This window comes from Pseudomonas sp. P65(2024) (genome assembly GCF_057480955.1).
This window is the reverse complement of the sequence record NZ_JBLIYX010000002.1, coordinates 137,169-157,325: the sequence shown is the minus strand read 5'-3', so window position 1 is coordinate 157,325 and position 20,157 is coordinate 137,169. Positions and strand designations below refer to the sequence as shown.

Annotated in this window: 15 protein-coding genes, 2 tRNA genes and 1 pseudogene; 14 read left to right on the top strand and 4 right to left on the bottom strand. The window is 64.1% G+C overall.

Annotated elements, in window-relative coordinates:
• Nucleotides 1-65: 65 nt before the first annotated feature.
• The 6 genes and pseudogenes from hflK to AC25MA_RS03445 all read left to right on the top strand — a co-directional run bounded on the left by hflK (nt 66) and on the right by AC25MA_RS03445 (nt 7,088).
• Nucleotides 66-1,250 carry an FtsH protease activity modulator HflK gene (gene hflK / locus AC25MA_RS03470; protein WP_486971787.1) on the top strand — a complete coding sequence of 395 codons (1,185 nt, stop codon included), beginning with the start codon at nt 66-68 and terminating at the stop codon, nt 1,248-1,250.
• A complete protein-coding gene (gene hflC, locus AC25MA_RS03465) occupies nt 1,250-2,119 on the top strand; it encodes a protease modulator HflC (protein ID WP_028688258.1) in 870 nt (289 codons plus the stop codon). The genes hflK and hflC overlap by 1 nt, the downstream gene beginning before the upstream one ends.
• A gap of 292 nt (nt 2,120-2,411) precedes the next feature.
• Entirely contained in the window at nt 2,412-3,599 is a 1,188-nt protein-coding gene (locus AC25MA_RS03460) for an ATP phosphoribosyltransferase regulatory subunit (RefSeq protein WP_062360852.1), read from the top strand.
• Between the two features lie 55 nt (nt 3,600-3,654).
• Nucleotides 3,655-4,947: an adenylosuccinate synthase gene (locus tag AC25MA_RS03455; protein ID WP_028688256.1), complete on the top strand. Its 1,293-nt coding sequence runs from the start codon at nt 3,655-3,657 to the stop codon at nt 4,945-4,947.
• A gap of 542 nt (nt 4,948-5,489) precedes the next feature.
• Nucleotides 5,490-6,182: pseudogene (locus tag AC25MA_RS03450) on the top strand (methyl-accepting chemotaxis protein); the annotation flags it as partial.
• Between the two features lie 21 nt (nt 6,183-6,203).
• Entirely contained in the window at nt 6,204-7,088 is an 885-nt protein-coding gene (locus AC25MA_RS03445) for a methyl-accepting chemotaxis protein (protein ID WP_373875683.1), read from the top strand.
• Nucleotides 7,089-7,212: 124 nt separating this feature from the next.
• On the opposite strand, the gene AC25MA_RS03440 is transcribed toward AC25MA_RS03445, so the two are convergent.
• The 4 genes from AC25MA_RS03440 to AC25MA_RS03425 form a co-directional block, all read right to left on the bottom strand.
• Entirely contained in the window at nt 7,213-8,778 is a 1,566-nt protein-coding gene (locus AC25MA_RS03440; protein ID WP_028688254.1) for an ABC transporter permease, read from the bottom strand.
• Nucleotides 8,778-9,791, bottom strand: coding sequence for an extracellular solute-binding protein (locus tag AC25MA_RS03435; protein ID WP_028688253.1), 1,014 nt, complete (start codon nt 9,789-9,791; stop codon nt 8,778-8,780). Before AC25MA_RS03435 ends, AC25MA_RS03440 begins: the two co-directional genes overlap by 1 nt.
• Before the next feature lie 171 nt (nt 9,792-9,962).
• Nucleotides 9,963-10,049, bottom strand: a tRNA-Leu gene (locus AC25MA_RS03430).
• Between the two features lie 87 nt (nt 10,050-10,136).
• Nucleotides 10,137-10,223, bottom strand: a tRNA-Leu gene (locus tag AC25MA_RS03425).
• A gap of 271 nt (nt 10,224-10,494) precedes the next feature.
• Here AC25MA_RS03425 and rnr point away from each other — a divergent pair.
• The 8 genes from rnr to AC25MA_RS03385 all read left to right on the top strand — a co-directional run bounded on the left by rnr (nt 10,495) and on the right by AC25MA_RS03385 (nt 20,032).
• On the top strand, nt 10,495-13,068 hold the full coding sequence (gene rnr / locus AC25MA_RS03420) for a ribonuclease R (RefSeq protein WP_486971786.1): 2,574 nt from the start codon (nt 10,495-10,497) through the stop codon (nt 13,066-13,068).
• Nucleotides 13,065-13,811, top strand: a complete 747-nt coding sequence (rlmB, locus tag AC25MA_RS03415; RefSeq protein ID WP_028688251.1) for a 23S rRNA (guanosine(2251)-2'-O)-methyltransferase RlmB — start codon at nt 13,065-13,067, stop codon at nt 13,809-13,811. Before rnr ends, rlmB begins: the two co-directional genes overlap by 4 nt.
• A gap of 246 nt (nt 13,812-14,057) precedes the next feature.
• Nucleotides 14,058-14,483: a 30S ribosomal protein S6 gene (gene rpsF, locus AC25MA_RS03410; RefSeq protein WP_011535936.1), complete on the top strand. Its 426-nt coding sequence runs from the start codon at nt 14,058-14,060 to the stop codon at nt 14,481-14,483.
• 28 nt (nt 14,484-14,511) lie between these two features.
• Nucleotides 14,512-14,742, top strand: a complete 231-nt coding sequence (gene rpsR, locus AC25MA_RS03405) for a 30S ribosomal protein S18 (protein ID WP_003249563.1) — start codon at nt 14,512-14,514, stop codon at nt 14,740-14,742.
• A gap of 34 nt (nt 14,743-14,776) precedes the next feature.
• Nucleotides 14,777-15,643 (top strand): YybS family protein, encoded by an 867-nt coding sequence (locus AC25MA_RS03400; RefSeq protein WP_069016483.1) that lies wholly within the window; start codon nt 14,777-14,779, stop codon nt 15,641-15,643.
• Nucleotides 15,644-15,663: 20 nt separating this feature from the next.
• Complete coding sequence (rplI, locus tag AC25MA_RS03395) at nt 15,664-16,110, top strand: 50S ribosomal protein L9 (protein ID WP_028688249.1); 447 nt, start codon at nt 15,664-15,666, stop codon at nt 16,108-16,110.
• Between the two features lie 113 nt (nt 16,111-16,223).
• On the top strand, nt 16,224-17,621 hold the full coding sequence (dnaB, locus tag AC25MA_RS03390) for a replicative DNA helicase (protein WP_486971785.1): 1,398 nt from the start codon (nt 16,224-16,226) through the stop codon (nt 17,619-17,621).
• Between the two features lie 113 nt (nt 17,622-17,734).
• Complete coding sequence (locus tag AC25MA_RS03385) at nt 17,735-20,032, top strand: YgiQ family radical SAM protein (RefSeq protein WP_062572683.1); 2,298 nt, start codon at nt 17,735-17,737, stop codon at nt 20,030-20,032.
• Nucleotides 20,033-20,157: the final 125 nt, after the last annotated feature.

The window sequence follows — 20,157 nt, the reverse complement described above, 5'->3', positions numbered from 1 at the left end:
AGGCATTCTGTAGCATTGGACGGCGCGCCGTGGGCGCGTCTTTGCTTTATCAGATGGAGAGCGCTATGGCTTGGAACGAGCCGGGTGGCAACTCGAACAATCAGGATCCCTGGGGCGGTCGCCGTAACGGCGGTGGCGGTGGTGGCGACAAGAAAGGTCCACCGGATCTCGACGAGGCCTTCCGCAAGCTGCAGGACAGCCTGAACGGCATGTTCGGCAGTGGCAAGAAACGCGGTGGCAGTGGCGACCGCAATATCGGCAAGGGTGGCGGCTATGGGCTGCTGGGCATTGGCCTGGCGGTGCTGGCTGCCATCTGGCTGTACAGCGCCGTATACGTGGTGGACGAGCAGGAGCAGGCCGTGGTGCTGCGCTTCGGCAAGTACTACGAGACCGTCGGTCCCGGCCTGAACATCTACTTCCCGCCGATCGACCGCAAGTACATGGAAAACGTGACTCGCGAGCGGGCCTACACCAAGCAGGGCCAGATGCTCACCGAAGACGAGAACATCGTCGAGGTGCCGCTGACCGTGCAGTACCGCATCAGCAACCTGCAGGACTTCGTGCTCAACGTCGACCAGCCGGAAGTCAGCCTGCAGCATGCCACCGACAGCGCCCTGCGCCACGTGGTGGGTTCCACCTCGATGGACCAGGTGCTGACCGAAGGCCGCGAGCAGATGGCCGTGGATATCCGCGAGCGTCTGCAGCGTTTCCTCGACACCTACCGCACCGGTATCACCGTCACCCAGGTCAACGTGCAGAGCGCGGCAGCCCCGCGTGAAGTGCAGGAAGCCTTCGACGACGTGATCCGCGCCCGGGAAGACGAGCAGCGTGCGCGCAACCAGGCCGAGTCCTACGCCAATGGCGTGGTGCCCGAGGCACGTGGCCAGGCGCAGCGTATCATCGAGGACGCCAATGGCTACCGCGATGAAGTCATTGCCCGCGCCAAGGGTGAGGCCGACCGCTTCAGCAAGATGGTCGTCGAGTACCGCAAGGCGCCGGAGGTCACTCGCCAGCGTCTGTACATCGATACCATGCAGGAGGTGTACAGCAACTCCAGCAAGGTCATGGTGGCCACCAAGGACGGGCAGAGCAACCTGCTCTACCTGCCACTGGACAAGATGGTCGAAGGCAGCCGCAACAGCGCGTCGGCGCCGGTCAGCAGCGTTTCGCCGTCGGTCAACGACGCCGCCGCGCGCGCCGCGCAGGACCTGCAACAACAACCGCCGCTGCGTTCCAGGGAGAGCCGCTGATGAGCAATAAATCGCTGTTCGCCCTGATTGGTGCCGTGGTCGTGGCGATCGCCGCCTGGAACTGCTTCTACATCGTCTCGCAGACCGAGCGCGCGGTATTGCTGCAGTTCGGCCGCGTGGTCAAGGCTGATGTCCAGCCCGGCCTGCACGTGAAGGTGCCGTACGTGAACCAGGTGCGCAAGTTCGACGCCCGCCTGATGACCCTCGACGCCCCGACCCAGCGTTTCCTGACGCTGGAGAAGAAAGCGGTGATGGTCGATGCCTACGCCAAGTGGCGGGTCAAGGATGCCGAGCGCTTCTACACCGCGACCTCGGGCATGAAGCAGATCGCCGACGAGCGCCTGTCGCGGCGTCTGGAAAGCGGCCTGCGTGACCAGTTCGGTAAACGCACCCTGCACGAAGTGGTGTCCGGTGAACGTGATGCGCTGATGGCCGACATCACCGCCTCGCTGAACCGCATGGCCAGCAAGGAACTGGGTATCGAAGTGGTCGACGTTCGCGTCAAGGCCATCGACCTGCCGAAGGAAGTCAACCGCAGCGTGTTCGACCGCATGAGCACCGAGCGTGAGCGTGAGGCCCGCGAGCACCGCGCCAAGGGTAACGAGCTGGCCGAAGGTATTCGTGCCGACGCCGACCGTCAGCGCCGCGTGCTGCTGGCCGAGGCGTATCGTGAAGCTGAAGAGACCCGTGGTGATGGTGACGCCCAGGCGGCTGCCATCTATGCCAAGGCCTACACCCAGGACGCCGATTTCTACGCGTTCTACCGTAGCCTGCAGGCCTACCGCGAGAGCTTCTCCAGCAAGAGCGACGTAATGGTCCTGGATCCGAAGAACGAGTTCTTCCGCTACCTGGACAAGAGCAAGCCCTGAGGTTGCTCTCATGACGGGGCACCCCGTCTGGCAGCTAAAATGCCAGGCGGGGTGCATCCTGAATGAAAAGGGGTGTATGATGCGGCAGCCGGGAAATTCCCGGCTTTTTTGCGTCTGCAAGGTTGATCGGCCCATGGCTTGTTGACGGTTTGGTCAGGACGCAAGGCAATTCGAGGGTATTGGGTACGGTGGTTGCGCTGGGATCAGTGCTGCCCGCTATTGTGCGCCAATGCCTGCTTCACTCACGGCTCGCCTGCGGGCAGGCCGCCCGGACCAGAGGGGAAATGGCGTAATGGCAACGGTAGACCGCTGGCTGCTGCCAGATGGCATCGAGGAAGTACTGCCACCTGAGGCGGCGCGCATCGAGATCGCGCGGCGTCAGGTGTTGGACCTGTTCCAGAGTTGGGGTTACGAACTGGTCGTCACGCCGCATATCGAGTACCTGGAGTCGCTGCTCACCGGCGCCGGCCAGGACCTGGACCAGCGCACCTTCAAGGTCGTCGACCCGCAGTCCGGCCGCCTGATGGGCTTCCGTGCCGATTTCACCCCGCAGGTGGCGCGCATCGACGCCCACACCCTGCGCCGTGAGGGCCCGAGCCGCCTGTGCTACGCCGGCAGCGTGCTGCACGCGCAACCGCGTGCCCTGTCCACCTCGCGCAGCCCGATCCAGCTGGGCGCCGAGCTGTACGGCGATGCCAGCCCTACCAGCGATGTCGAGGTCATCAGCCTGATGCTCGCCACGCTGCAGCTGACCGATGTGCCGGATGTGCACATGGACCTTGGCCATGTCGGTATCTACCGCGGCCTGGCCCGTGCCGCCAACCTGTCCGGTGATGTGGAGCAGCAGCTGTTCGACGCCCTGCAGCGCAAGGCGGTCGACGAAGTGCAGGCGCTCACCGCCGACCTGCCGAAGGACCTGGGCAACATGCTGCGTGCCCTGGTCGAGCTGTGCGGCGGCCGTGAAGTGCTGGCCGAAGCCCGCGTGCGCCTGGGTCGTGCCCCGGCCAGCGTGCTGGCGGCGCTGGACGACCTGCTGGCGATCGCTGATCGCCTGGCGGCACGTTACCCGGATTTGCCGCTGTACTTCGACCTTGGCGAGCTGCGCGGCTACCACTATCACACCGGCGTGGTGTTCGCGGTGTTCGTGCCGGGCGAAGGTCAGTCGATCGCTCAGGGCGGTCGCTACGACGACATCGGCGCCGATTTCGGCCGGGCGCGCCCGGCCACCGGATTCTCCACGGATTTGAAGACCCTGGTCACACTGGGGCGAGCGGAGGTCGTATTGCCTGCTGGTGGCATCTGGATGCCCGACAGCAGCGATGCGGCCCTCTGGCAGCAAGTCTGCCAGTTGCGCAACGAAGGCCAGCGTGTGGTCCAGGCCCTGCCTGGCCAGCCGTTGAGTGCTGCCTTCGAAGCGGATTGTGATCGGCAATTGATTCAGCAAGACGGGCGCTGGCAGGTTCTGCCGCTCACCCATTGAGATTCTTCGCCGGCAGTGGGCCGGCAACCAAGTTGCGTGAATGAGGACAAGTGTTATGGGTAAGAATGTCGTCGTCCTGGGCACCCAGTGGGGTGATGAGGGCAAAGGCAAGATCGTCGATCTGCTGACCGAACATGCTGCCGCCGTAGTGCGCTACCAAGGTGGCCACAACGCGGGCCACACCCTGGTGATCAACGGTGAGAAGACCGTTCTGCACCTGATTCCCTCGGGCATCCTGCGTGAAGGCGTGCAGTGCCTGATCGGCAACGGCGTGGTCGTTGCTCCCGACGCCCTGATGCGTGAAATCACCAAGCTGGAAGAGAAGGGCGTGCCAGTGCGCGAGCGCCTGCGCATCAGCCCGGCCGCCCCGCTGATCCTGTCCTACCACGTGGCCCTCGACCAGGCCCGTGAGAAGGCCCGTGGCGAAGCCAAGATCGGCACCACCGGTCGCGGCATTGGCCCAGCCTACGAAGACAAGGTGGCCCGTCGCGGCCTGCGCGTGGGCGACCTGTTCCACCGCGAGCGTTTCGCCGCCAAGCTCGGTGAGCTGCTGGACTACCACAACTTCCAGCTGGTGAACTACTACAAAGAACCGGCCATCGACTTCCAGCAGACCCTGGACGAGTGCATGGCCTACGCCGAGCAGCTCAAGCCGATGATGCTCGACGTCACCGCCGAACTGCACAACCTGCGCCGCGCCGGCAAGGACATCATGTTCGAAGGCGCCCAGGGCTCGCTGCTGGACATCGACCACGGTACCTACCCGTACGTCACCAGCTCCAACACCACTGCCGGCGGCATCTCCACCGGTTCCGGCGTTGGCCCGATGTACCTGGACTACATCCTGGGCATCACCAAGGCCTACACCACTCGCGTCGGTTCCGGTCCGTTCCCGACCGAACTGTTCGATGAGACCGGTGCCACCCTGGCCAAGCGTGGCCACGAGTTCGGCTCGACCACCGGCCGTGCCCGTCGTTGCGGCTGGTTCGATGCCGTCATCCTGCGTCGTGCCATCGACGTCAACAGCATCTCGGGCATCTGCCTGACCAAGCTGGACGTGCTGGACGGCCTGGAAACCATCAACATCTGCGTTGGCTACAAGAACGAGAACGGTGCCGTTATCGACGCGCCGTCCGATGCCGACAGTTACATCGGCCTGGAGCCGGTGTACGAAGAGATGCCGGGCTGGAGCGAGTCGACCTTGGGCGTGAAAACCCTGGAAGAGCTGCCGCAAGCCGCGCGCAACTACATCAAGCGCATCGAGGAACTGGTCGGCGCGCCGATCGACATCATCTCGACTGGCCCGGACCGCAACGAGACCATCGTGCTGCGTCATCCGTTCGCCTGATCGGCCACTTCGGTAGCTGCTTGAATGCCGCGCTCTCGCAAGGGAGCGCGGCGTTTTCATTTGCGAGCAAGGGTGGCTTTGCACAAATGCCTTACCCCCTTCTACTCATTGGCGTTTATACCTGCTGCCTCAGGCACAACCCTTGCTGTAAGAAGTTTCTGTAGATGCCATCAAAGTAATGGCGCCAGAAACACGAGGGTTACAACGTGTCTGCCATCCTTTCACTGTTACGAAGCCGCCTCTTGCGGCCTGTGTTTGTTGCGCTTGGTATCGCTCTTCTGGTGCAGGTGCTGGTCGCCGTTGCACTGACACGGAGCACGGTCACCGCCCTGGAGGCCGATTTGGGCGCGCGCCTGGGTAACGACAGCCAGAAGCTGGCCGCCGAACTGGAGCAGGCCGGACAGGATGTCCGCGCCGGGCTCGACAGCCTGTCGGCCAGTACCCGCCAGCGCCTCAGCGCCGGCCTCTCCGAGCGTCTGCAGGGCGAACAGCAGCAGCTGCGCGCCACCCTGGAGAAGAATCTCAAGGACTCGGCCAATGACATGGCCGAGCTGCTGGCCTCGGTCGCGCCGCGGGCGATCTGGGACAACGATGTGCCGACGCTGTCGGACTTTGCCCGTCGTGCCCAGCGCAACCCCAATGTGCTGTTCGTGATCTATGACGACGCCCAGGGCCAGCACCTGACCCGCTACCTCAACCGACAGAACCCGATCAACCAGGCGTTGATGGACAAGGGGCAGGGTGAGCGTGCGCTGGACAAGGTACTGGACGCCGCGCGCAAGGATCCGTCGGTGTACTACGTCGAGGCCTCGATCAACCCCAACGGTGCCGAGATCGGCAAGGTGCTGATGGGGGTCTCCACCGTGGGCGTCGAGCAGGAGCTCAAGGCCCTCGACCAGCGCTTCGCCGCCCTGATCGCCAGCGGCGAACAACTGGTCGGCGACAGCCTGGTGGCCGCCGCTGCCGACAGCGGCAAGGCCCTGCGCGCGCGGTTGGAAACGGCGCAGAACAGCGCCACGGCGATGCAGGCCAACACCGCGCAGACCGTGCGCGATGCCGCCGCCGAGCTGCGCTGGCGCATCGGCCTGGGCCTGGTGCTGGTGGGCCTGGGCGTGCTGTTGGTGGTGGCCGTGGTGCTTGGGCGTCGGGTGCTTAGCAAGCTCGGCCTGCTGATCGCCGCGCTGAACGACCTGGCCGCGGGAGAGGGCGACCTGACCAAGCGAGTCAAGCTCGACAGCCGTGACGAGATCGGCGACATGGCCTCGGCGGTCAACCGCTTCGTCGACAAGCTCCAACCCATCGTCCGCGAGGCCGGCGAGGTGGCGCAGCGCACCGGTGTCGAGATCGACAGCATGGCCCAGCGCAACGCGGGGGCCGATGCCGCCGCCGCGCTACAGCGTGATGAGGTGGCGGCCAGCCTGCGCGACCTGTCGAGCATGGCCGACGAGGCCCAGGCAGAGAGCCATGCGATGCAGGCGGCGTTGCAGCAGGTGGTGGACATTCGTCAGGCCACCGACGAGAACAGCCGCGCCTCCACCCAGCTGGCACGGTTGATCGAGAACCTGGCCGGCGAGGTGCAGACCGGCTCCCAGGTGATCGAGCGGCTTGCCAAGCAGAGCGAGCAGATCGAGGTGGTGCTGACGGTGATTCATGGCATCGCCGAGCAGACCAACTTGCTGGCGCTGAACGCCGCCATCGAGGCGGCGCGGGCCGGGGAAACCGGGCGCGGCTTCGCCGTGGTGGCCGACGAGGTGCGGGCGCTGGCGAGCAAGACCCAGAGCTCGACCGGTGATATCCAGTCGCATATTGCCGCCCTGCAGCAGGGGGCCAAGGAGGCGGTGGCGACCATCAGCCAGGCCGGACGCCAGGCCAGCGAGGGTCTGCTGGTGTTGCGTGATAACGAGCGTCGCCAGCAGTCGGTGCAGGCGGCGGTGGAGCAGGTGCATGCGGCGATCGGCCTGGCCACCCGCGCGGCGGAGCAGCAGGCCAATGGCGCCCAGGCCGTGCGCGGTCGGGTGGAGAACATTCATGCCCAGGCCGAGCGCTCGGCCGAGGTGGTGATGCAGACCACGGCCAGCAGCAAGGTACTGGATGACCTGGCGGCGCAGTTGCGCGCCAGCCTGGGGCAGTTCCGGGCCTGACTCGGGCGAGGGCTGAGCCCTCGCATCGCGACACAAGGCCGCTCCCACAGGTTCGGCGCTCGGTGCAGTGCCTGTGGGAGCGGCCTTGTGTCGCGATTGGGCCGCAAAGCGGCCCCAGTGGGTGTCACGCCTTGTTCAGATACATCCGCGTCGTCAGCAGGTACACCGGCAATCCCGACACCACGATCAGCAACGCCGCATAAGGCGCCGCCGCCGCGAACTCGACGTTGGCGGTGTGCGCCCACACCTCGGTGGCCAGGGTGGTCATGCCGGTCGGGCTGAGCAGCAGGGTTGCGGTCAGTTCCTTCATCGCATCCAGGAACACCAGGGCGAACGCCGCCGCCATCGCCGGGAAGATGATCGGCAGGGTGACCCGGCAGAACGCCGCGAAACTGCTCGCACCCAGGGTGCGTGCGGCCTCTTCGAGCGTCGGTGAGGCCTTGTTCAGCGCCGTGCGCACCGGCGACTGCGCCAGTGGCAGGAACAGCAGGGCATAGGCCAGGATCAGCAGCGCCGTTGTCTGGTACAGCACCGGCACATAGTGCAGGGCGAAGAACACCAGGGTCAGGGCGATCACCAGCCCGGGCAGGGCGTGCAGCAGGTATGGCAGGCGCTCGGCCCAGATCGCCAGGCGCCCTTTGTAGCGCACCACCAGGAAACTGATCGGCAGGGCCAGCAGCACGCAGAAGCCGGCGCCGCCCAGGGAGACCGACAGCGAAGTGGCCAGGGCCTTGCCGATGGCCGCAACCGGGAACGCCGCGGACGAACCGACGCTCAGCCAGTAGCCAAGCATGGCCAGCGGAATGCCGCTGCCCAATACCGCCAGGGCCAGGCAGAACAGCTGCCCCAGCGGCATCCAGGCACGCAGGCGCAGCGGTTGCGCGCGGCGCGCCACGCCCTGGCCGATGCGCACATGGCGGGCCTTGCCGCGCACCCGCAGCTCCAGCCAGAGCATCGCCAGGCACAGCACCAGCAGCACCGCCGAGAGCATGGCCGCGTTGGCGTTGCTGAACTCCAGCTCGAACTGCTGGTAGATCGCCGTGGTGAAGGTCTGCAGGCCGAGGATCGACAGGGCGCCGAACTCCACCAGCATATGCAAGGCGATCAGCAGCGCGCCACCGAGCATCGAGGGCCACAGCAGCGGCAGGGTGATCCTGTGGAACACGCCCCAGCGCCCGCAGCCCAGGGTGCGCGCCGACTCCTCCAGCGAGGTGTCGAGGTTGCGCAGGGTGGCGGCCACCGGCAGGAACACCAACGGGTATTTCGACAGTGCCATCACCAGAATGGCCCCGCCCAGGCCCTCGAAGTCAGAACTCAGTGACACCCAGGTGAAGCTGCTGACGAACGACGGCACGGCGAACGGCAGGCACAGCACCACGCCCCACAGGCGCCGCCCCGGCAGGTCGCTACGCTCCAGCAGCCAGGCCAGGGCCACGCCAACCAGCAGGCAAAGCACGGTGACGCCGACCATCAGCAGCAAAGTGTTGCGCAGCAGGCCCCAGACAAACGGGCGCCAGAGCAGGCGCAGGGCTTCGTGCCAGCCGGCTTCCCAGGCCTTGAGTCCGACGTACAGCAACGGCAGCAGGCTCATCGCCACCAGGAACAACACGGGCAACACCACCCAGACGGAGGGTCGCTTGCGCTTCGGTACGAAGCGCGACAAGGCGGGCGAGGGCAGGGCGGCGGTCATCAGAGCAGGCCAACCTCACGTTCGAGTTCGATGGCTTCCTCGGCATTGCCAAGGTCCGCCGGCGAGATCTTCGGCGGGCGCAGATCCTCGAACGGTTTCAGGCCACGGTCCGAGACCATGCCCTTGTGCAGCGGGTACTCGGCGGTGGTCTGGGTGATCACCCGCTGGCCTTCTTCGCTGGCCATCCAGTTGAGCAGGGCCTGGGCTTCCTTGGGGTGCTTGCTGGCCTTGACTACCGCGGCGCCGGAAATGGTGACCAGGTTGCCGGCATCGCCATCAGCCAGGTAGTACAGCTTGGAATCCAGCTTGCCGCGCTCGCGCTCAAGCGCATACCAGTAGTAGTTGTTCACCAGAACCGCGGCGACTTCGCCTTTTTCCACGGCCTTGAGGGCCACCATGTTGTTGGTGTAGGTCTTGCCGAAGGCTTTCAGGCCGGTCAGCCATTCTTCGGTGGCCTCGCGGCCATGCATCTTCAGGATGGCCACGGCCTGTTCCTGGAAGGCGCCGCTGGTGGGGACGTAGCCGACGCGCCCTTCCCACTCGGGGTTGGCAAAGTCCATGACCGTGGTCGGCAGGTCTTTCTCATCGATCTTCTTCGGGTTGAACACCACGATGCGGGTGCGGGCGGTGATGCCCATCCAGGTGCCGTTGGCGCCTACGTATTCCCTGGGCATCATGTTCGCGGTGGCGTCGTCGATCTTCGCCAGCAGGCCCAGCTCGCCCAAGTTGTTCAGGGGCGGGGATTCCTCGGTGTAGATGATGTCGGCCGGCGAGCGTGCGCCTTCCTCGATGATCTGGCTGGCCAGCTGGTTGCTGCTGCCCTTGCGGATATTGATATGGATGCCGGTCTTGGCCTCGTAGGCCTTGGCGATGGCGTCGCCGATTTCCTTGTGCTGGCCGTTGTACATCGTCAACGTGACCGGTTCGTCTGCCAGGGCGGCCGGAGCGCCGATCACCAGGCTCAGAACTGCGGCGGCCAGGGTGCGCATCAGCGGTTGCGGGCGGATCGTCATGCGGGTACTTCCTCGCTTACGGCTACATATTTGGAAACAATGGTAAACGAAATTGTTTCTCAAATGGGCGCATGACGGGAAATTCATGGGTCGACCATGGGATAGGGCTTGCCCCGCGATACAAAATCGCAGGCAAGAAAAAACCCACTAGCAAGCTAGTGGGTTTTTGTATGGTGCCCAGGAGAAGACTCGAACTTCCACGACCGTTAAGTCACTGATACCTGAAACCAGCGCGTCTACCAATTCCGCCACCTGGGCAAAGCTTTGCATCATCTGGTGAAGGCGACTATCGTTCGCTTTCACACAGTAGTAACAGATCCTTGGTCATCTGTTACTTGAAAAATTTGGTGCCCAGGAGAAGACTCGAACTTCCACGGCCGTTAAGCCACTGATACCTGAAACCAGCGCGTCTACCAATTCCGCCACCTGGGCACACATTCGAGATTACAAGATGCTTTACAGCGTCGTTCATCTCTACTACAACTTCGGGGTTGTCCGTCGTTGTGGTGCGCACTATACGGACGCCCCTGATGCCTGTAAACCCCCCGAACGAAAAAAAATTCAAAAAATTCAACTTGTTGATTCCGCAGGCCTATTGCCGCATGACGGACACGCTGCCGGGGCTGTCCAAGGCTGACATTTCCGGTTTCAATACGCCTATGCCAGAATTCCATTCTATATACCCCAAGGTGAACCCTTTCTGATGGCCGATTGGCAATCCCTCGATCCCGAGGCCGCTCGCGAAGCGGAAAAATACGACAACCCCATCCCCAGCCGTGAGCTGATCCTGCAGCGCCTCGCCGACCGTGGCGAACCGGCTGCCCGTGAACAGCTGGCCGAAGAGTTCGGTCTTTATGAAGAAGACCAGATCGAAGCCCTGCGCCGCCGCCTGCGTGCCATGGAGCGCGATGGTCAGCTTATCTATACCCGGCGCGGCACCTATGCCCCGGTGGACAAGCTCGACCTGATCTGCGGCCGCGTATCCGGCCACCGTGATGGTTTCGGCTTCCTGATCCCCGATGACGGCAGCGAGGACCTGTTCCTCAGCCCGGCGCAGATGCGCCTGGTGTTCGACGGCGACCGCGGCCTGGCCCGGGTGTCCGGCGTCGACCGCCGTGGCCGGCGCGAAGGCGTGCTGGTCGAAGTCATCTCCCGCGCCCATGAAAGCGTGGTCGGCCGCTACTTCGAAGAAGGCGGCATCGGCTACGTGACCCCGGACAACCCCAAGATCCAGCAGGAAGTGCTGGTCACCGCCGGGCGCAACGGCGGCGCCAAGATCGGTCAGTTCGTGTCGATCAAGATCACCCACTGGCCAACCCCACGCTTCCAGCCCCAGGGCGACGTGGTCGAGGTGATCGGCAACTACATGGCGCCGGGCATGGAGATCGACATTGCCCTGCGCAGCTATGACATTCCGCATGTCTGGCCGAAGGACGTGATCAAGGAAGCGCGCAAGTTCCGCTCCGAAGTCGAGGAGAAGGACAAGGAGAAGCGCGTCGACCTGCGCCACCTGCCGTTCGTCACCATCGACGGCGAGGATGCCCGCGACTTCGACGACGCCGTCTATTGCGAACCGCTGGGCAAGCTGCGCCTGTTCTCCGGCGGCTGGCGCCTGTACGTGGCGATCGCCGACGTCTCCAGCTATGTGCGCCTGGGCTCGGCCCTGGACGTCGAGGCCCAGCAGCGCGGCAACTCGGTGTACTTCCCCGAGCGCGTGGTGCCGATGCTCCCCGAGGAGCTGTCCAACGGCCTGTGCTCGCTGAACCCGCACGTCGATCGCCTGGCCATGGTCTGCGAAATGACCATGAACAAGGCCGGCCAGATGGTCGACTACCAGTTCTACGAAGGGGTTATCCACTCCCACGCGCGCCTGACCTACAACAAGGTCAGCAGCATGCTCGAGCATGCCCGCACCCGCGAGGGCAAGGCGCTGCGCGAGGAGTACAAGGAAGTCCTGCCGGACCTGAAGAACCTGTACAACCTGTACAAGGTGCTGGTCGATGCCCGTCACACCCGTGGCGCGATCGACTTCGAAACCCAGGAAACCCGGATCATCTTCGGCGAAGACCGCAAGATCGACGAAATTCGTCCGACGGTGCGCAACGATGCTCACAAGCTGATCGAGGAATGCATGCTGGCGGCCAACGTCGCCACCGCCGAATTCCTGCAGAAGCACAACGTGCCTGCGCTGTACCGCGTGCACGACGGTCCGCCGCCGGAACGCCTGGAAAAACTGCGCGCCTTCCTCGGCGAACTGGGCCTGACCCTGCACAAGGGCAAGGATCCATCGCCCAAGGACTACCAGCAACTGCTGGCGAGCATCGCCGGGCGTCCGGACTTCCACCTGATCCAGACCGTCATGCTGCGCTCGCTGAGCCAGGCGGTGTACAGCGTCGAGAACAACGGCCACTTCGGCCTGAACTACGAGGCCTACACCCACTTCACCTCGCCGATCCGCCGCTACCCGGACCTGCTGGTGCACCGCGCCATCCGCAGTGTGATCCGCTCCAAGGTCGACACCCCGCACGTCAAGCGTGCCGGCGCCATGAGCATCCCCAAGGCGCGCATCTACCCGTACGACGAGAACACCCTCGAGCAGATGGGCGAGCAGTGCTCGATGACCGAGCGCCGTGCCGACGAGGCCACCCGCGACGTGGTCAACTGGCTCAAGTGCGAGTACATGCGTGATCGCGTGGGCGAGACCTTCCCCGGCGTGATCACTGCGGTGACCGGTTTCGGCCTGTTCATCGAGTTGACCGACATCTACGTCGAAGGCCTGGTGCATGTCAGCGCCCTGCCGGGTGATTACTACCACTTCGATCCGGTACATCACCGTCTGTCGGGCGAGCGCAGTGGTCGCAGCTTCCGCCTGGGCGATACGGTCGAGGTCAAGGTCATGCGCGTCGATCTCGAGCAGCGCAAGATCGATTTCGAAATGTCCGAGGCCACCGTCAACGCGCCGGTCGGCCGCAAGTCCGCCGCGCCTGTCGGCAAGGCCGCGCCGGAGCCGGCAGCGGCGCCCGAGGCGAAGATCTCGCCCAAGCCGCGCAGCCGCAAGAGCGAAACCGCCGAGGCGTACTTCCCGAAAGACGCGGTGCAGCGCAACGCCGAGGTGCGCAAGAGTCGCGAGATGAAGAGGGCGCTGATGAGCGACGCCAAGCACAGCGCTCACGCCGGTGGCAAGGCGGAGAAGGGCGCCAAGTCGTCGGGCAAGACCAAGCATCGCAAGGGGCCGTCGAAGTCCGGCGCGCCACGTAAGGGCAAGAGCAAGTCATGAGTCAGCTGGAAAAGATCTACGGTGTGCATGCTGTGCAGGCGCTGCTGCAGCACCACCCCAAGCGCGTCAAGCAGATCTGGCTTTCCGAGGGGCGCAGCGAGCCGCGCATCCAGGCCTTGCTCGCCCTGGCCGCGGAAAACCGCGTCCAGGTCGGCCAGGCCGAGCGTCGTGAGCTCGACGCCTGGGTCGAGGGCGTGCACCAAGGCGTGGTCGCCGAGGTGAGCCCGAGCCAGGTCTGGGGCGAACTGATGCTCGAGGAACTGCTCGAGCGCACCGAGACGCCGCCGCTGATCCTGGTCCTGGACGGTGTCACCGACCCGCACAACCTCGGCGCCTGCCTGCGCACCGCCGATGCCGCCGGCGCCACGGCGGTGGTGGTGCCCAAGGACAAGTCGGCGACCCTGACGCCGGTGGTGCGCAAGGTGGCCTGCGGCGCCGCGGAAGTGATTCCGCTGGTGGCCGTGACCAACCTGGCCCGTACCCTGGAAAAACTCCAGCAGCGCGGTCTGTGGGTGGTCGGCACTGCCGGCGAGGCCGAGCAGGAGATTTACCAGCAGGACCTGACCGGCCCGCTGGTGATGATCATGGGCGCCGAAGGCAGGGGCATGCGCCGTCTGACCCGCGAGCACTGCGATTTCCTGGTCAAGCTGCCGATGGCGGGCAGCGTCAGCAGCCTGAACGTCTCGGTGGCGACCGGGGTGTGCCTGTTCGAGGCCGTGAGGCAGCGTCAGGTCAAGCGCTGATTCCTCCCCTGGGGTGGGCTTCCACGAGCCCGCCCTCGCGGGAATCGCTTCGGCGGGCGAATATGTTTCCGACTGTTCAAATATTCGCCAGCCTCCTTGCTTGTCCCTCCAGCCTTCTCTACAATTGCGCCCCTTGCCGAGCTGGCAGGCGCGCATGCGCCTTCTCGCCAGGGCAAGACATACAAGTGTCATTCACTCCTTGTCTGACCAGGTAGCTGGCAGACTACTAACCCGTAAGGAGCATTCATGCGTCATTACGAAATCATCTTCCTGGTTCACCCGGACCAGAGCGAGCAAGTCGGCGGCATGGTTGAGCGTTACACCAAGCTGATCGAAGAAGACGGCGGCAAGATCCACCGTCTGGAAGACTGGGGCCGTCGTCAACTGGCCTACGCAATCAACAATGTTCACAAGGCTCACTACGTGATGCTGAACGTTGAGTGCACCGGCAAGGCCCTGGCCGAGCTGGAAGACAACTTCCGCTACAACGATGCCGTGATCCGTAACCTGGTCATCCGTCGTGACGAAGCCGTTACCGGCCCGTCCGAGATGCTCAAGGCCGAAGAGAACCGCAGCGAGCGCCGTGAGCGTCGCGAACGTCCTGAGCATGCTGATGGCGCCGAAGGCGACGACAGCAATGACAGCGACAACAGCGATAACGCTGACGAGTAATCCACGGACCTTTTGAGGAGCCAATCACATGGCACGTTTCTTCCGTCGTCGTAAATTCTGCCGCTTCACTGCTGAAGACGTGAAAGAGATCGACTTCAAAGATCTCAACACCCTGAAAGCTTACGTATCCGAAACCGGCAAGATCGTTCCAAGCCGCATCACCGGTACCAAAGCTCGTTATCAGCGTCAGCTGGCTACCGCTATCAAGCGCGCCCGCTTCCTGGCCCTGCTGCCCTACACCGACAGCCACGGCCGCTGAGACCGGGTCGTCGACTAAGTAGCAAGGGATAGGCATGCGAGCGTTGGCAAGTTTCATCATGCGCGGTCGTGTGCAGGCCACCCTCGTGGTGGTCATCAGCGCGGTACTGCCGCTGCTGTTCTGGTTGAGTGCCGCCGCCGGGAGCCTGGTGTTCCTGCGGCGCGGTTTCAAGGACGCGTCATCGATCATCGCCTGGGGCCTTTTGCCAGCGATGGTCCTGGCGTACTTCGGCGAACTGAGCACCTTGCTGGTGCTGTTGGGAACGCTGGGTCTGGCCGCCTTGTTGCGGGCCGGACATTCCTGGACCCGGGTGCTGCTGTCCAGTGTCGCATTAGGCTTGCTGTACAGCCTGATCCTGGACGCGGTGATGCGCGAGACCTTCGAGGTGCTGGCCAAGGCGCTTGAAAAAGCCCTGCCGCAGATCGAGGGCCAACCGGTACTACCTGGTGAGCTGATCGGCCCTTTGCTGGTCGCTTCCAGTGCGGTAATGCTGCAGCTGTTCAGCCTGCTGGCTCTGATGCTGGCGCGCTATTGGCAGGCGGCGTTGTACAACCCCGGCGGTTTCGGTCGCGAGTTTCGCGATCTGAGGCTGCCACTGGTGCCAATGCTGGTGCTGGTGTCGTTGATGGTGCTCGGTCCGTTTCTCGGCTCGCCGTTCATCGTCCTCGCCACCGCCTCCAGCCTGGTGCTGCTGCTCGCTGGCATCGCCCTGATTCACGGGCTGGTGGCGCAAGGGCGACTGGCCGGGTTCTGGCTGGTGGGGATGTACGTGACGCTGCCGCTGCTCATGCAGCTGATGTATCCGTTGCTCGTGGTTTTGGCCATTGTCGACAGCCTGATTGATTTTCGCGGTCGCAAGTCCCCTTCACAGGGTGACGACTCCGCGAACGGTGAAGGTTAAAAGTTAAGAGGTTTTACCAAATGGAACTGATCCTGCTGGAAAAAGTCGCCAACCTGGGCAACCTGGGCGACATCGTTAAAGTCAAGTCCGGCTACGGCCGTAACTTCCTGCTGCCGTTCGGCAAGGCCACCGTCGCCAACGCCGCCAACAAGGCCGCGTTCGAAGAGCGCCGCGCCGAGCTGGAAAAAGCCGCCGCAGAGAAGAAAGCTTCGGCTGAAAGCCGCGCTGCCCAACTGGCCGAGCTGGAAGTGACCATCACTGCCACCGCTGGCGACGAAGGCAAGCTGTTCGGTTCGATCGGCACCCACGACATCGCTGACGCCCTGACCGCCTCCGGCGTTGAAGTGGCCAAGGCTGAAGTTCGTCTGCCGAACGGCACCATCCGTCAGGTTGGCGAATACGACGTAGCCGTGCACCTGCACAGCGACGTTGAAGCCACTGTACGTGTGGTCGTCGTAGCTGCCTAAGCTGCGCTGACTGGCTGGCTCCTTGTGGGTCAGACGGTTAACATCGGGCACGGTCCTGTGTTTAACAGGCCGTGCCCTTTGTCTTTTTCATCCCCCAGAATTCTTTCGTGGCCATGAACGAGATCACCACCCCCGAACAGCTCGACCTGCAAACCGCCGCCCTGAAGGTGCCGCCGCATTCCATCGAGGCCGAACAGGCCGTGCTCGGTGGCCTGATGCTGGACAACAACGCCTGGGAGCGGGTACTGGACCAGGTGTCGGACGGCGATTTCTACCGGCATGACCACCGCCTGATCTTCCGCGCCATCCACAAGCTGGTGGACGCGAACCAGCCGTTCGACGTGGTGACCCTGCACGAGCAGCTGGACAAGGAAGGCGTGTCCACCCAGGTCGGCGGCCTGGCGTATCTGGCCGAGCTGGCCAAGAACACCCCGTCGGTGGCCAACATCAAGGCCTACGCCGCGATCATCCGCGAGCGTGCCACGCTGCGTCAGCTGATCAGCATCAGCACCGACATCGCCGACAACGCCTTCAACCCCCAGGGGCGCAACGCCGAGGAGATCCTCGACGACGCCGAACGGCAGATCTTCCAGATCGCCGAGGCGCGGCCGAAGACCGGTGGCCCGGTGGGGGTCAATGAGCTGTTGACCATGGCCATCGACCGCATCGACACGCTGTTCAACTCCGACAGCGACATCACTGGCGTGTCCACCGGCTTCACCGACCTGGATGAGAAGACCAGCGGCCTGCAGGCAGCCGACCTGATCATCGTTGCCGGCCGTCCGTCGATGGGCAAGACCACCTTCGCCATGAACCTGGTGGAAAACGCCGTGTTGCGCAGCGAGAAGGTGGTGCTGGTGTTCTCCCTCGAGATGCCCGGTGAGTCGTTGATCATGCGTATGCTCTCCTCGCTCGGGCGGATCGACCAGACCAAGGTGCGTTCCGGCCAGCTGGACGACGATGATTGGCCGCGGCTGACTTCGGCGGTGAACCTGCTCAACGATCGCAAGCTGTTTATCGACGATACCGCCGGTATCAGCCCCTCGGAGATGCGGGCACGTACCCGCCGGCTGGCGCGCGAGCATGGCGAGATCGCCATGATCATGGTCGACTACCTGCAGCTGATGCAGATTCCGGGTTCGGCCGGTGACAACCGGACCAACGAGATTTCCGAGATCTCCCGCTCGCTCAAGGCGCTGGCTAAGGAATTCAACTGCCCGGTGATCGCCCTGTCGCAGCTCAACCGCTCCCTGGAGCAGCGGCCCAACAAGCGTCCGGTCAACTCCGACCTTCGTGAATCGGGTGCGATCGAGCAGGACGCCGACGTGATCATGTTCGTCTACCGTGACGAGGTGTATCACCCCGAGACCGAGCACAAGGGCGTGGCCGAGATCATCATCGGCAAGCAGCGTAACGGCCCCATCGGCTTCGTGCGCCTGGCGTTCATCGGCAAGTACACCCGCTTCGAGAACCTCGCGCCGGGCATGTACAACTTCGACGACGACGAATAAGCCGCTGGCCTGTTCGCCCGTCCATGAATCCGACCATCACCGTCGGATTTGGTCAAAATTTGTGCTATATTCCGCGCCCGCGATTTTCCTGCACATTAGAACCGGTCACTGACATGCAAGCAGCCAAACCACTCTACGACTATCCCAAGTACTGGGCCGAATGCTTCGGGCCAGCGCCTTTCCTGCCGATGAGCAGGGAGGAGATGGATCAGCTCGGCTGGGATTCCTGCGACATCATCATCGTGACCGGCGACGCCTACGTCGACCATGCGTCGTTCGGCATGGCCATCATCGGCCGTCTGCTGGAAGCCCAGGGTTTCCGCGTGGGCATCATCGCCCAGCCGAACTGGCAGTCGAAGGACGACTTCATGAAGCTCGGCGAGCCGAACCTGTTCTTCGGCGTCGCGGCGGGCAACATGGACTCGATGATCAACCGCTACACCGCGGACAAGAAGATTCGTTCCGATGACGCCTACACCCCCGGCGGCATGGCCGGCAAGCGTCCGGACCGCGCCAGCCTGGTGTACAGCCAGCGCTGCAAGGAAGCCTACAAGCACGTGCCGATCGTGCTCGGCGGCATCGAGGCCTCGCTGCGCCGCATCGCCCACTACGACTACTGGCAGGACAAGGTCCGCCATTCGATCCTGGTCGATGCCAGCGCCGACATCCTGCTGTACGGCAACGCCGAGCGGGCGATCGTCGAGGTCGCCCAGCGCCTGTCCCAGGGTGAACGCATCGAGCACATCACCGATGTGCGCGGCACCGCGTTCATTCGCCGTGACACCCCGCAGGGCTGGTTCGAGATCGACTCCACGCGCATCGACCGTCCGGGCCGGGTCGACAAGATCATCAACCCGTACGTGAACACCCAGGACACCCAGGCCTGTGCCATCGAGCAGGCCAAGGGCGAGCAGGAAGACCCGAACGAAGCCAAGGTCGTGCAGATCCTCGACAGCCCGAGCGTCACCCGCGAGAAGTCGGTGATCCGCCTGCCGTCGTTCGAGAAGGTACGCAACGACCCGGTGCTCTACGCCCACGCCAACCGCGTGCTGCACCTGGAGACCAACCCGGGCAATGCCCGCGCCTTGGTGCAGAAGCATGGCGACGTGGATGTGTGGTTCAACCCGCCACCCATTCCCATGACCACCGAGGAAATGGACTATGTGTTCGGCATGCCCTACGCACGCGTCCCGCACCCGGCCTATGGCAAGGAGCGCATCCCGGCCTACGAGATGATCCGCTTCTCGGTGAACATCATGCGTGGCTGCTTCGGTGGCTGCACCTTCTGCTCGATCACCGAGCACGAAGGCCGGATCATCCAGAACCGCTCCCACGAGTCGATCCTGCACGAGATCGAGGAGATGCGCGACAAGGTGCCGGGCTTCACCGGCGTGGTCTCCGACCTTGGCGGCCCGACCGCCAACATGTACCGCATCGCCTGCAAGAGCCACGACATCGAGAAGCACTGCCGCAAGCCGTCGTGCGTGTTCCCGGGCATCTGCGAGAACCTCAACACCGACCACAGCTCGCTGATCGAGTTGTACCGCAAGGCCCGCGCCTTGCCGGGGGTGAAGAAGATCCTGATCGCCTCGGGCCTGCGCTACGACCTGGCGGTCGAGTCGCCGGAATACGTGCGCGAGCTGGTCACCCACCACGTCGGCGGCTACCTGAAGATCGCCCCGGAGCACACCGAGCGTGGTCCGCTGGACAAGATGATGAAGCCGGGCATCGGCACCTACGACCGCTTCAAGCGCATGTTCGAGAAGTTCTCGAAGGAAGCGGGCAAGGAGCAGTACCTGATCCCGTACTTCATCGCCGCGCACCCGGGCACCACCGACGAAGACATGATGAACCTGGCCCTTTGGCTCAAGGGCAACGGTTTCCGCGCCGACCAGGTGCAGGCGTTCTACCCCTCGCCGATGGCCTCGGCCACGGCCATGTACCACTCGGGCAAGAACCCGCTGCGCAAGGTCACCTACAAGAGCGAAGGGGTGGAGATCGTCAAGAGCGAGGAGCAGCGCAGGTTGCACAAGGCGTTCCTGCGCTACCACGATCCGAAGGGCTGGCCGATGCTGCGTGAAGCGTTGCAGCGCATGGGCCGCGCCGACCTGATCGGCCCGGGCAAGCACCAATTGATCCCGCTGCACCAGCCGCAGACCGACAGCTACCAAAGCGCCCGACGCAAGAACTCGACGCCGGCCGGCAGCCACAAGGTGGGCAAGGACCAGAAGATCCTCACCCAGCACACCGGCCTGCCACCGCGCGCCAGCGACGGCAGCAAGCCGTGGGACAAGCGCGAGAAGGCCAAGGCCGAGGCGTTCGCCCGCAACCAGCAGGCGGCCAAGGAACGCAAGGAAGCGGCCAAGGGCGGCAAGGGCAAGAAGCCGCGCCAGCCGGTCATTCCGCGCTGATCTACCGGCCATGGGGCTGCGTCGCAGCCCTTTCGCGACACAAGGCCGCTCCCACAGAAATACAGCGTACGCTGATCGAAGTGCGTGGGCCTTGTATCGCGAAAGGACCGCAACGCGGTCCCAGG

Coding starts and splice junctions, on each gene's coding strand:
- hflK (WP_486971787.1), top strand. CDS start 66: ATGGCTTGGAACGAGCCGGGTGGCAACTCGAACAATCAGGATCCCTGG.
- hflC (WP_028688258.1), top strand. CDS start 1,250: ATGAGCAATAAATCGCTGTTCGCCCTGATTGGTGCCGTGGTCGTGGCG.
- AC25MA_RS03460 (WP_062360852.1), top strand. CDS start 2,412: ATGGCAACGGTAGACCGCTGGCTGCTGCCAGATGGCATCGAGGAAGTA.
- AC25MA_RS03455 (WP_028688256.1), top strand. CDS start 3,655: ATGGGTAAGAATGTCGTCGTCCTGGGCACCCAGTGGGGTGATGAGGGC.
- AC25MA_RS03445 (WP_373875683.1), top strand. CDS start 6,204: ATGGCCTCGGCGGTCAACCGCTTCGTCGACAAGCTCCAACCCATCGTC.
- AC25MA_RS03440 (WP_028688254.1), bottom strand. CDS start 8,778: ATGACCGCCGCCCTGCCCTCGCCCGCCTTGTCGCGCTTCGTACCGAAG.
- AC25MA_RS03435 (WP_028688253.1), bottom strand. CDS start 9,791: ATGACGATCCGCCCGCAACCGCTGATGCGCACCCTGGCCGCCGCAGTT.
- rnr (WP_486971786.1), top strand. CDS start 10,495: ATGGCCGATTGGCAATCCCTCGATCCCGAGGCCGCTCGCGAAGCGGAA.
- rlmB (WP_028688251.1), top strand. CDS start 13,065: ATGAGTCAGCTGGAAAAGATCTACGGTGTGCATGCTGTGCAGGCGCTG.
- rpsF (WP_011535936.1), top strand. CDS start 14,058: ATGCGTCATTACGAAATCATCTTCCTGGTTCACCCGGACCAGAGCGAG.
- rpsR (WP_003249563.1), top strand. CDS start 14,512: ATGGCACGTTTCTTCCGTCGTCGTAAATTCTGCCGCTTCACTGCTGAA.
- AC25MA_RS03400 (WP_069016483.1), top strand. CDS start 14,777: ATGCGAGCGTTGGCAAGTTTCATCATGCGCGGTCGTGTGCAGGCCACC.
- rplI (WP_028688249.1), top strand. CDS start 15,664: ATGGAACTGATCCTGCTGGAAAAAGTCGCCAACCTGGGCAACCTGGGC.
- dnaB (WP_486971785.1), top strand. CDS start 16,224: ATGAACGAGATCACCACCCCCGAACAGCTCGACCTGCAAACCGCCGCC.
- AC25MA_RS03385 (WP_062572683.1), top strand. CDS start 17,735: ATGCAAGCAGCCAAACCACTCTACGACTATCCCAAGTACTGGGCCGAA.